The sequence below is a fragment of the Streptomyces sp. NPDC058697 genome, assembly GCF_042715345.1.
GTDB lineage: Bacteria > Actinomycetota > Actinomycetes > Streptomycetales > Streptomycetaceae > Streptomyces > Streptomyces liliifuscus.
Genome location: NZ_JBHXSU010000028.1, coordinates 79,451 through 90,987, shown reverse-complemented (window position 1 = coordinate 90,987; position 11,537 = coordinate 79,451). Strand labels below are relative to the sequence as shown.

Below are 11,537 nucleotides of genomic sequence, written 5' to 3'. Positions count from 1 at the left end.
CCTTACGGGGCGCTCTCCTCGGTCTCTTCCGATTCGGCTGCCTCTTCGGCGTCCTCGAAGTACGTGTCCAGGACCTCGTCCAGCTGGGTCTCCCACTCCTTGAAGCGGGACCTGGCCGTCGCCTCGATCTCGATCGGGTACCAGCGGCGGTCCGGCGTGTGCACCGTGATGGTGAACCGCTTCCCGAAACGCGGTGACTCGGTCTCGACCGCGCCGATCTCCTCCCAGCGGAACTCGGCCTCCTGGTCGTCCAGGCTCAGCCGTACGCCACTGTGGTCGGCGACGATCTTCGCGCGGCGGTCGGAGGCCTCGAAGACGGGGCCTCCGCCCTCGGGAGCCTCCTCCTCTGGAGCCTCCTCCGGTTCCTCCGGCTTCTCCGGCTTCTCCGGCTTCTCCGGCTTCTCGTTGGAAGGGTCCTCGCCGGAGGGTTCGTCGTCGGAGGGTTCCTCCTTCGCGGCTTCCTTCTTGAGGTCCGTCTGCTTGGCAGGCGTCCGCTTCTCGGGGGCCGTCTCCTCCTTCGAGGCCGTCTCTTCCGAGGCGGCCTCGTCGGCAGGCGAAGCCCCCTCCGCGGCCTCCGTCGGCTCGGCGTCCTTCGGCTCGGCGGGGCGCGGGCCCGTGATGCCGGGCACGAACGCCGGATCGACCGCGGCGCCTTGCAGGGGCTGGATGTTGGGTCCTATGCGCTGCTCCACAGCGGGCAGTATGGTCGACGATCCTGTGCCAGGAACAGCCGGGCTCCGCTTCGTCCCGCTATATGAAGACGCTCAGCATCGCCGCCATCGCGAAGCCCGCCACCGACAGCACCGTTTCCAGGACCGTCCAGGACTTGAGGGTGTCCCGTTCGGAGATGCCGAAGTACTTGGCGACGATCCAGAAGCCTCCGTCGTTGACGTGCGAGGCAAAGATCGAACCGGCCGAGATCGCCATGATGATCAGCGCCAGATGCGCCTGGGAGAGGTCCTGTCCCTCGACCAGTGGGACGACGATGCCGGCCGTGGTGACGATCGCGACCGTCGCCGAACCCTGGGCGACCCGCAGCACCACGGAGATCAGCCAGGCCAGCACGATGATCGGCAGGCCCACGTCGTTGAACGTGTCGGCCAGCGCGTCCGCGATGCCCGAGCCCTTCAGTACGGCGCCGAAGACGCCGCCCGCGCCGACGACCAGCAGGATGTTGCCGACCGGCTTCAGGGACGCCGTCGACACCGTCTCCAGCGACTTGCGGGACCAGCCCCGCCGGATGCCCAGCAGGTAGTACGCCATGAGCAGCGCGATCGTCAGCGCCACGAAGGGGTGCCCGAAGAACTCGACGACCGAGCGGAACGTCGACGGGTCCAGGGCGATGGAGGAGAACGTCGCGGCGAGGATCAGCAGCAGCGGCGTACCGATGATGAGGAAGACCGTGGAGAGGGAGGGGGGTTGCTCCGCGGGGGCCTCGGACGGGCCTTCGCCGACGGCGACGGCTACCGAACCGGAGCCTGTTCCTGTGCCTGCTCCTGTGCCTGTGCTCTTGGCCGTGCCTGTGGTTTTGATCGTGGTTGTGTCTGTGCCGTCCGTGGCTCCGCCTACTGCCGCGCGGCGCGCCGCGCGCTCCGCGGCCACCGCCGCCTTCGCCTCTTCCGCGGCCTCGACCATGTCCTGCGGTACGGGGACGAAGAGGCGCTTGCCGATCCAGGCGGCGTACGCCCACGCGGCGAGTACGGCCGGGATGCCGACGATGACGCCCATCAGGATCACCCAGCCGAGGTCCACCTTGAACAGACCGGCGGCGGCGACCGGGCCGGGGTGCGGCGGCAGGAACGCGTGGGTCATCGACAGGCCCGCGAGGAGCGGCATGCAGTAGAGCAGGATCGACTTGCCTGAGCGCTTGGCCGCCGCGTACACGATCGGTGCCAGGACGAAGATGCCCACGTCGAAGAAGACCGGGATGCCGAAGATCAGGCCGGTCAGGCCCATGGCGAGCGGGGCGCGCTTCTCGCCGAACAGGTTGAGCAGGCGGGCCGAGAGCGCCTCGGCTCCGCCGGACACCTCCAGGATCGCGCCGAGCATCGTGCCGAGGCCGATGATGATCGCGACGTGGCCGAGGATGCCGCCCATGCCCGACTCGATCATCGAGACGGAGGTCGACCGCTGGACCGTGCCGAAGAGTTCGGTGACGGAGAGGCCGGCCGAGAGGCCGACGGCTATGGATACCGCGAGCAGCGCTACGAACGGCTGCAGTCTGACTTTGATGATCAGGACGAGGAGCAGGACTATGCCGAGGGCCGCGACCGTCAGGAGGCCTGCGGTGCCGTCCATGAGGAGGAGCAGGCCGCCTGTGTGGGGTGGGGCCTCTGGGGTGGGGGTGGCTGCGAGCGGGGACGACATGGGGGGCCTCTTCTTAAGGGCATGGAGCTTTCGGGCAGGGCGGATCGCGGTGCGGCGCCCTGGGGTGGGCGCCGGACCTTGATGACTTACGGGGTGCGGGTGGTGGGGGGTGCGCGTGGTGGTGGGGGCGCGCGTTGGGTGCGCGGGGCTTTAACCGAGTACTGCGAGTGTGTCGATTTCGATCAGCAAGCCTGCGGGGAGGCCCACGTACACCGTTGTGCGGGCCGCGGGGGGTGCCGACAGGCCCTGCTCCTCGAAGTACGCGTTGTAGATCGCGTTCATTTCCGCGAAGTGGTCCACGTCCGTGAGGTAGACGCGGATCATCATCGCGTCGTCCCACGAGGAGCCGCCCTCTTCGAGGATGGCCTTGACGTTCGCGAGGGTCTGGAGGGTCTGCTCGCGCAGGGTCGGGCCTGCGGGTGTGGGGGGCTCGCCGTCGACCGCGGGCAGGAAGCCGACCTGGCCCGCTACCTGGAGGATGTTCCCCTTCCTGACTCCGTGCGAGAACTTGGCCGGCGGGGTGGTGTGGGTCTTGGGGGTGAGGGCGATCTTGTCGGTCATGAGCTGGATTCCTTCGTCGGGGTCTTGCCTGAGTACTCACCGCTGATCGCCGCCGCGGTACGGCGCACCAGTGGGAGCAGTGTGAGGAGTTCGTCGGCGGTGACGACCACGTTCGGGGCGGAGACGGACATGGCTGCGACCACGCGGCCGTCGGTGCCTCGGATGGGGGCGGCCACGCAGTTGATGGACTCCTCGTGGCCGCCGAGGTCTGTGGCCCAGCCCTGGTCCCGTACCTTCTCCAGCTCCCTGAGGAACGCCGGGGCGTTGGGGGTCGAGCGGGATGTGTACATCGGGTAGTCGAGTTTGTCCGCCAGGGTGTGGCGCTCGGGTTCCGGGAGGTCGGCGAGGAGCAGTTTCGCCACTGCGGCGACCGTGATGGCTACCGGTTTGCCGATGCGGGAGTACATGCGGACCGGGTAGCGGCTCTCGACCTTGTCGATGTAGAGGACCTCGCCCTCCTCGTGAACGGCGAGGTGGACGGTGTGGCCGCACTGCTCGTTGAGGCGTACGAGGTGGGGGTGGGCGATCTCCCGGACGTCGAGGTTCTCGACGGCCTCCTGGGCCAGGGCGAAGAGGCGGGCGCCGAGGCGGTAGCGCTGGTCGGACTGGCGGTAGACGAGGCCGTGTTCGTGGAGCGTGCGCAGGAGGCGCAGGGCGGTGGACTTGTGGACGCCCAGGCGGTCGGCGACCTGGCCCAGGTCCGCGGGGCCCTCGGCCAGTAGCGGCAGGATGGACAGCGCTCTGTCGACGGTCTGGCTCATGGGGTGGGTACCTCCTCCTGGGCCCGGTCTGCGGTGTGCGTCCAGCCGGGGCCGAGTCGAAGTCTCCCCCACGCGCCATCGTCCAGGGCGGCGAGGCGGTCGGCGTGGTCGCGGGAGGGGGGTGCGCCGAGGTCTCCGGGGTCGGTGAGCGCGGCGGCGGCCATGAGGTGGCCGTGGCGGAGGCGGGCCCTCGGGGGGAGCCCGCGGAGGGTCGCCGACAGGAAGCCGGCCGCGAAGGCGTCGCCCGCGCCCACCGGGGCGACCACGTCCACGTGGAGGGCGGGGACGAACGTGGTGGTGTCGTGTTCGGCGTTCGGCTCCGCGGTGGGTTCGCCCCCGCGCAGGGGGTGGGTCGGGTGCGCGCCGGGGGGTATCCGTCCTCGGTCTGGCGTGGAATCGGTCGCCTGAGAAGGGCTACGAGTTGACACGCCATCCGCTGCGGGCGGACACCCCCCGACACGCCCCCTTCCGTCCGTGGGCGGGTGCGGGTTCGGGGCGGGTGTGCGCTCGAACAGCGTGGCTCCTCGTACGCCCTGTTTCACCACCAGCATCCGTGGCTCCGGCACGGCCTCCCTGACTGCTTCCGGGCCGCCCGTGATGCCCCAGGCCGCCTCCGCCTCGTCCTCGCCGACGAAGACGAGGTCGGCGCCGCGGGTGAGGGTGAGGAGGGTGGCTCCTGCCTCGGACGGGGTCGGCCAGAGGCCTGCGCGGTAGTTGACGTCGAAGGAGATCAGGGGGCGGGTGGGGGCGGATGCCGTGAGGGTGGTCAGGAGGGAGCGGCAGTCGGAGGAGAGTGCCGCGGTGATGCCGGAGAGGTGGAGGATTCGGCCCGAGTTGACGGCCGCCATGTCGAGGGTGGCCCTGGACATCGCCGAGGCCGCAGAGCCCGTGCGGTAGTACGCCACCTCGTGGGTGTCGGTGGAGCGGTCGCTCGCCGTGCGGAAGTAGATGCCTGTGGGGCGGGTGGGGTCGCGTTGTACGGCGGAGGTGTCGACACCGTATGCGGCGATCGCCTCGGTGAGGTGGTCGCCGAAGCCGTCGGCGCCCACTCGGCTGACCCACTTCGCGGTGTGGCCGGCTGCGGCCAGTACGCAGGCCACGTTGGACTCCGCGCCGCCGATCGCCCGGTCGAAGGACGGCACATCGGCGAGGCGGCCCGGGCGGGAGGGGAGGAACGTGACCATGGACTCGCCGAGGGTGACGACGTCCACGGCGGGCGCGGGGTGCGCGGCGACCGTGGGGGCGGGTCCGGTGGGGGTCACGATGGCTGGGGCTCCTTGGCCTTTGTGGGTCTCTGCGGCTTCGTTGACCCGGCGTTGGCCGAGATGTTAGACAGCAGTAAGCGCGACACGCAATGACTGTTGCAAGGAGTGCAACGGCGAATATTTGGGAGGCTTCATGGCCGCCGATTCCGTCTCCGGTACCGGTGCGGAGCGTCTTGCCGCGCTCGCGGACGAACGTGTCGACCACCGGTTCAAGGGGCTCCCGCCCAATGCCGACGGGCTCACGGTCGGCGAGCTGGCCGCTCAGCGCCGCAATCTGTTCAGTGGCGGGTTCACCACTCCCGTACTGGCCCTGTCCGCCGAGCGGCTCGATCACAATCTGCGGCTCATGGAGACGTACTCGGTCCGGCACGGGCTCGCCTTCGCCCCGCACGGCAAGACCTCCATGGCCCCCCAACTTTTTCAGCGGCAGATCGAGCATGGGGCCTGGGGGATCACGCTGGCCGTGCCTCATCAGGTGCGGGTGGCACGGGCGTTCGGGGTCCAACGGGTCTTTCTGGCGAATGAAGTGGTGGATGCCGCCGCACTGAAGTGGGTCTCCTCGCAGCTCGACGCCGATCCCGAGTTTCGTTTTGTCTGTTACGTCGACTCCGTGCGCGGGGTGGAGTTGATGGACTCCGCGTTGCGGGGTGCCGTTCGGCCCGTGGACGTCGTCGTCGAGCTGGCTGCCGGTGAGGGCGCTCGGACCGGTGTGCGGACGGAGGCGGAGTGTGCCGCCGTCGCCGATGCCGTTGGCGGAGTGGACACCCTGCGGCTCGTGGGTATTGCGGGGTACGAGGGGGAGGTGCCCGACGCCGATTCGGAGCGGGTGCGGGGCTGGCTGCGGCGGCTTGTCGCCCTGGCCGTCGAGTTTGACAAGGACGGTCGCTTCGGGGGGCTGGACGAGGTCGTGGTGAGTGCGGGCGGTAGCGCCTGGTTCGATGCCGTGGCCGATGTTTTTGCCGGGATTCCTGAACTGTCGCTGCCTGTGCTGAAGTTGCTGCGGTCCGGTGCTTATGTCTCGCACGATGACGGGCACTACCGGAAGATCACTCCGTTCAACCGGGTTCCCGAAGAGGGTGCCCTGCAGCCCGCGTTCCGGCTGTGGGCCCAGGTCGTTTCACGGCCCTCTGCCGAGCAGGCCTTCGTCAACGCCGGCAAGCGGGATGCCGCGTACGACCTCGATCTGCCCGAGGTGCAGGTCGTGCGCTCGGATGCGGGTGAGCGGGCGGCCGATGGTGTCGCGATCACTGGTCTGTCCGATCAGCATGCCTGGATTCGTACGGACGAAGGGGTCGAGCTCCAGGTCGGTGACTGGGTGGGGATGGGGCTCTCTCATCCCTGCACCTCCTTCGACAAGTGGGAGCTGATTCCCGTGGTGGAGCAGGACGGCACGGTCGTCGACTACATCCGCACCTACTTCTAGGAGCCCGCCATGATGGACCTCGTAGTGCGTGACGTGGAGGTTGTCGACGGGAGCGGAGGTCCCTCCTATCGGGCCGACGTGGGGATCGAGGGCGGCAGGATCACCGCCGTCGTCCAGGAGGCTGCGGCGGCGGGCTGTCTGCGGCCCGTCGCCCGGCGGGTGCTGGATGCCGAGGGGCTCGTTCTCTCCCCCGGCTTCATCGACATGCACGCCCACAGCGATCTGGCCCTGCTCCGCGACCCCGACCACAGCGCGAAGGTCGCGCAGGGCGTGACGCTGGAGGTCATCGGGCAGGACGGGCTGTCGTACGCGCCCGTCGACGACCGGACCCTCGCCGAGGTGCGCAGGGCGATCACCGGGTGGAACGGCAACGGGGACGACATCGACTTCAGCTGGCGGTCCGTGGGCGAGTATCTGGACCGGCTGGACCATGGTTTTGACGGTGAGGGCATCGCCGTCAATGCCGCCTATCTGATTCCTCAGGGCTCGGTGCGGATGCTTGCCGTCGGCTGGGACGATCGCGCGGCGACGCCACAAGAACTGGACCGGATGCGGCAGTTGGTCGCCGACGGTATGCGGGAGGGTGCGGTCGGGATGTCGTCCGGGCTCACGTACACACCCGGCATGTACGCCAAGGATTCCGAACTCACCGAGTTGTGCCGGGTGGTTGCGGAGTTCGGCGGTTACTACTGTCCGCATCATCGGTCGTACGGAGCCGGCGCCCTGGACGCGTACAGAGAGATGGTGGAGCTGACGCGCGAGGCGGGCTGCTCCCTTCATCTGGCCCACGCCACCATGAACTTCGGTGTGAACAAGGGCCGAGGGCCTGAGTTGCTGGCGCTCGTCGATCGCGCGCTCGCCGGTGGGGCCGACATCAGTCTTGATACGTATCCGTACACGCCCGGCTGTACGACTCTCGTGGCCATGCTGCCCAGTTGGGCCAGTGAGGGGGGTCCCGAGGCGATTCTCGGCCGGGTGAAGGATGACGGGACCGCCGAGCGGATCCGGCATCACATGGAGGTGGTGGGTGCGGACGGGTGCCACGGCGTTCCCATCGAGTGGGACACCATCGAGATCTCGGGGGTGGCCGATCCGGCGCTCGCCGAGTATGTGGGCCGGACCGTGCAGGAGTCGGCCGACGCTCGTGGCGAGGCTCCCTGGGTCACCGCGCGGCGGCTGCTCCTTGATGACGGGCTCGGCTCGACGATCCTCCAGCACGTGGGGCATGAGGAGAACGTGCAGGCGATCATGCGGCACCGCGTTCACACCGGCGGCTCGGACGGCATCCTGCGGGGCGACAAGCCCCACCCGCGCGCTTACGGCACGTTCCCGCAGTATCTCGGCCGGTATGTGCGGGAGTTGGGCGTTCTCGGGCTGGAGGAGTGCGTCGCCCATCTGACGTCACGGCCGGCTGCCCGGCTGCGGCTGCCCGACCGCGGGCTGGTCCGTGAGGGGTACCGGGCGGATCTGGTGCTGTTCGATCCGGCCACGGTGGCGGCGGGGTCGACCTTCGAGAACCCTCGTACGCTGCCGACCGGCATCCCGTATGTCCTGATCGACGGGCGGTTCGTCGTGGAGGACGGGCGCCGGACGGATGTGCTCGCGGGGCGGGCGGTCCGCCGGACTGCTCCGTGACCGCCCGCCACGGGATCACGGCTTGGGCAGGGTGCACCCGCTCGCGCTCAGGTCGAGCTTGTTGTCGATGCCGAAGCACGCCGGGATCTGGTAGGTCTCCTGGGCGTAGTTGATGCCTGCGCGAACGGTCACGTTGCCGCTCTCGTCGACCTCACAGGGGTTGTTGTCGGTGCAGCGGCCGCCGTCCTCGTTGCCGGTGTTGTTGACGGCGACGACATTGCCGGTGGCGTTGTCGACGACGGGCGAGCCCGAGGTGCCGCCGATGGTCTGGCAGGCCGAGGTGTAGCGGACCGAGTCCTTCCAGGTCCAGGCGCCTTCCTTCAGGCGGTAGGCGAAGCCGTCGACGTTGCAGGCGTAGGTCCGCTTCCAGTAGCCGGAGACGACCGTGATGGCGGTCCCGGCGACGGGGTGCGTGTCGTTCATCGTCAACGGGCTGATGTTGTACGAGCTCTTGATCTGCGCGTACGTGGTGGTGAGCTGGTACAGCGAGACGTCCGTGTCGGTCATCGTCGCGTACGCGATCTTGCTGGCCCGCAGGGTGGCGACCCGGGTGCCCGCGGCGTTGAGCAGGCCGAAGGTGCGGCTGGAGGCCCGGTCGACGATGACCTCGCCGGCCGCGGGGAAGCCGGTCTCCAGACAGTGGCCGTTGGACATGACCATCGCCGGGTCGTTGTCCTCCGAGTCCGGGAAGCGGACGACGGAGCCCGAGCAGTTGCTGAGCGAGACGGTGCCCGCGAAGTTGACGGCCTGGACGGTCGGCGCGGTGATCCTGGACACGGCCGCCGTCGTGGAGGTGACGGCGTCTCTGACCACCGAGGTGGCGGTGTCCGTGTCCACGACGGCCGCGGGTTCGGGCGCCGCGACCGCGGGTGCCGCGCCCGCCCCGGCTATCACCAGGGCGAAGATCGCGGCGCCGAGAGGCTTTCTCATGTGGGGGTCCCCTCATTGTGACTCGGGCGGCCGGAGAATTTCCGGCCGCCCACACGTCTGTCATGCACATTGTGAAGTGACAGGGGGGTGTGGGCAAGGAGTTGCCCCGGGCGCGGTCAACCTGACCAGGCCGACTGCCACTTGGGCGCTTGCCCGGCGGTCGCTCGGTTCATGTCTGGCGGTTGCTCGGTTCGTGTCCGGTGGGAGTTCGGTTCGTGTCCGGTGGCTGTCCGGCTCGCGTCCGGCGGGTGCCCGGGGCGTGTTCGGGTGCCGCTTGTGGTCCTTGGTGGTGCCGGGGGCGACTCGCTCTGCGGATGTACACGATCGGCCGCGCCCCCGGGCCCGTCGTCCTGCTGGTGCGTTCCGGGACGTCGTGTGCGCCGGCCGCGGCGGTCGTGGTGTTCGCGGCGTACGCCCCGTTTCGCGCTCGGGCGGCCTCGGCGTGGCGGCTGATCGCAGGGGCGGGAGTGGCCGGTGGGACCGCCGTGGGCGATAACCACCCAAACCGCCGCGTCTCACGTGGTGGAAAACACGGTCCGAGGGGCGTTACCGGGCCGTAAGCTCACGGACATGCAGGTGATCCAGTCGACCAAGCTCGCCAACGTCTGTTACGAGATCCGGGGCCCGGTGCTCGAGGAGGCGATGCGGCTCGAAGCGGCCGGGCATCGCATTCTCAAGCTGAACACGGGGAATCCGGCCGCGTTCGGGTTCGAGTGCCCGCCCGAGATCCTGGAGGACATCCTCCGCAACGTCTCGTCGGCACACGGGTACGGCGACGCGAAGGGCCTGCTGGCGGCGCGCCGGGCCGTGGTCATGCACAACCAGACCCTCGGCATCGAGACCGATGTCGAGCACGTCTTCATCGGCAACGGCGTCTCCGAGCTGATCGTGATGGCGATGCAGGGGCTGCTGGACGACGGCGACGAGGTGCTCGTACCGGCGCCCGACTACCCCCTGTGGACCGCCGCCGTGTCACTGTCCGGCGGTACGGCCGTGCACTACCGCTGCGACGAGCAGTCCGACTGGATGCCCGATCTGGCCGACGTGGAGCGGAAGGTCACCGACCGCACCAAGGCGATCGTGATCATCAACCCGAACAACCCGACGGGCGCGGTCTACGACGAGGCGATGCTGCGCGGGCTGACCGACATCGCCCGCCGCCACAACCTGCTGGTCTGCTCGGACGAGATCTACGACAAGATCCTGTACGACGAGGCCACGCACACCCCGACCGCCAAGGTCGCCCCGGACCTGCTGACGCTCACCTTCAACGGCATGTCGAAGGCGTACCGGGTGGCCGGGTACCGGGTCGGGTGGATGTCGATCTCGGGGCCGCGGGCGCACGCCGACTCGTACATCGAGGGGCTGACCATCCTCGCGAACATGCGGCTGTGCGCGAACATGCCGGGCCAGCACGGTGTGGTCGCCGCGCTCAGCGGGCGGCAGACGATCAACGAGCTCGTGCTTCCCGGCGGGCGGCTGCGGGAGCAGCGGGACGTGGCGCACGCGCTGCTGACGCAGATTCCCGGCGTGACATGCGTGAAACCGAAGGGCGCGCTCTATCTCTTCCCGCGCCTCGACCCGAAGGTCTTCAAGATCAAGGACGACCGGCGGATGGTGCTGGACCTGCTGCGGACCGAGAAGATCATGGTGGTGCAGGGGACGGGCTTCAACTGGCCGGAGCCCGACCACTTCCGGGTCGTCACCCTGCCCACGGCCCGGGATCTGACGGACGCCGTGACCCGGATCGGCAACTTCCTGGACGGGTACGGCCAGCCCTGATGGTCAATCAGTCACGCTCCGTGGTCAACTGGCCCGCTTTTCTGATTTCTGAATCGGCTCAACTTTAGACGAAATCCAAGCTAGGATGGTTACCTGTCAGAGCACAGGAGGCCATCTCCCATGTACGAACCGATCCGCACCAAGTCGGTCCACACGATGGCCGGCACCGCCGACTTTCCCCATCGGTCGCGCGAAGAGGAGCTGGACATCCAGCTCGCCGGTCACCTCGCGGCACTGCTGGCCGTGACCGACGAGCTACGCGGAATCGAACCGTCCGCCGAGCTCGATGTCGCCGCCGAGCGGCTGACCGGGCAGGTCGCGCGTCTTCGCGGGGGCCGTCCGCCGGTTCGCGCGTCGGTGACCGGTGCCGGTACCACCGCCGAGTCCCCCCAGGTCGCGGCGCTCCATGAGCGGGCGCACGCCCTCGCGGGCCGCGCCCTCGTCGTCGCGGCGTCCCGCGCGGACACGGCGGCCGCGATCCTGGCCGCCGAACGCATGGACGCGCACGCGGCGGCCACCGAGGCGCACCGCACACTCACCACCCTCTGAGCCCTCGGGGCTCCCCGGTCGGCCCCGGTCCGCGTGCACCCGCAGCGACGCGCGGACCGGGTGCCATTGTGCTCCGCTGGGTGCCGGTACGAGGCTGCGGGTCCGTATGAAGCTGCGGGTCCGTCGTGGCTGGTCGCGCAGTTCCCCGCGCCCCTGAGGGGGCGCCCCGAACGTGCGCCCCGAACGTGCGGCCGGAACGGGCTGGTCCGGTTGCGTACTGGGATGGGGTCGTCACCCCGCGTTCACCCGGAACCGTGGGGAACG

General features: G+C 69.2%; 10 protein-coding genes. 4 read left to right on the top strand and 6 right to left on the bottom strand.

What is annotated here, in order from left to right:
- Positions 1 to 2: 2 nt before the first annotated feature.
- The 5 genes from ACFWXQ_RS39900 to ACFWXQ_RS39880 form a co-directional block, all read right to left on the bottom strand.
- Positions 3 to 692 (bottom strand): hypothetical protein, encoded by a 690-nt coding sequence (locus ACFWXQ_RS39900; RefSeq protein ID WP_383938614.1) that lies wholly within the window; start codon positions 690 to 692, stop codon positions 3 to 5.
- A gap of 58 nt (positions 693 to 750) precedes the next feature.
- Positions 751 to 2,367: a GntP family permease gene (locus tag ACFWXQ_RS39895; protein WP_383938617.1), complete on the bottom strand. Its 1,617-nt coding sequence runs from the start codon at positions 2,365 to 2,367 to the stop codon at positions 751 to 753.
- A gap of 150 nt (positions 2,368 to 2,517) precedes the next feature.
- On the bottom strand, positions 2,518 to 2,928 hold the full coding sequence (locus tag ACFWXQ_RS39890) for a RidA family protein (RefSeq protein ID WP_383938620.1): 411 nt from the start codon (positions 2,926 to 2,928) through the stop codon (positions 2,518 to 2,520).
- Positions 2,925 to 3,689 (bottom strand): IclR family transcriptional regulator, encoded by a 765-nt coding sequence (locus tag ACFWXQ_RS39885; protein ID WP_383938623.1) that lies wholly within the window; start codon positions 3,687 to 3,689, stop codon positions 2,925 to 2,927. Before ACFWXQ_RS39885 ends, ACFWXQ_RS39890 begins: the two co-directional genes overlap by 4 nt.
- Positions 3,686 to 4,951, bottom strand: coding sequence for a sugar kinase (locus ACFWXQ_RS39880; protein WP_383938626.1), 1,266 nt, complete (start codon positions 4,949 to 4,951; stop codon positions 3,686 to 3,688). Before ACFWXQ_RS39880 ends, ACFWXQ_RS39885 begins: the two co-directional genes overlap by 4 nt.
- A gap of 136 nt (positions 4,952 to 5,087) precedes the next feature.
- Between ACFWXQ_RS39880 and ACFWXQ_RS39875 the strand changes: the two genes are divergently transcribed.
- Together ACFWXQ_RS39875 and ACFWXQ_RS39870 are read left to right on the top strand one after the other, a co-directional pair.
- Entirely contained in the window at positions 5,088 to 6,377 is a 1,290-nt protein-coding gene (locus ACFWXQ_RS39875) for an amino acid deaminase (RefSeq protein ID WP_383938629.1), read from the top strand.
- A gap of 9 nt (positions 6,378 to 6,386) precedes the next feature.
- The gene (locus tag ACFWXQ_RS39870; protein ID WP_383938632.1) at positions 6,387 to 8,012 is read left to right on the top strand and encodes an amidohydrolase family protein; all 1,626 of its coding nucleotides are present in this window, start codon (positions 6,387 to 6,389) and stop codon (positions 8,010 to 8,012) included.
- Between the two features lie 15 nt (positions 8,013 to 8,027).
- Here the strand turns inward: ACFWXQ_RS39870 and ACFWXQ_RS39865 are convergent, their stop codons facing one another.
- Positions 8,028 to 8,942 carry a serine protease gene (locus tag ACFWXQ_RS39865; protein WP_383938635.1) on the bottom strand — a complete coding sequence of 305 codons (915 nt, stop codon included), beginning with the start codon at positions 8,940 to 8,942 and terminating at the stop codon, positions 8,028 to 8,030.
- Positions 8,943 to 9,512: 570 nt separating this feature from the next.
- Here ACFWXQ_RS39865 and ACFWXQ_RS39860 point away from each other — a divergent pair.
- Both ACFWXQ_RS39860 and ACFWXQ_RS39855 read left to right on the top strand, forming a co-directional pair.
- The gene (locus ACFWXQ_RS39860) at positions 9,513 to 10,724 is read left to right on the top strand and encodes a pyridoxal phosphate-dependent aminotransferase (protein WP_383938638.1); all 1,212 of its coding nucleotides are present in this window, start codon (positions 9,513 to 9,515) and stop codon (positions 10,722 to 10,724) included.
- A gap of 120 nt (positions 10,725 to 10,844) precedes the next feature.
- Positions 10,845 to 11,273 (top strand): hypothetical protein, encoded by a 429-nt coding sequence (locus ACFWXQ_RS39855; RefSeq protein WP_383938641.1) that lies wholly within the window; start codon positions 10,845 to 10,847, stop codon positions 11,271 to 11,273.
- Positions 11,274 to 11,537 lie beyond the last annotated feature (264 nt).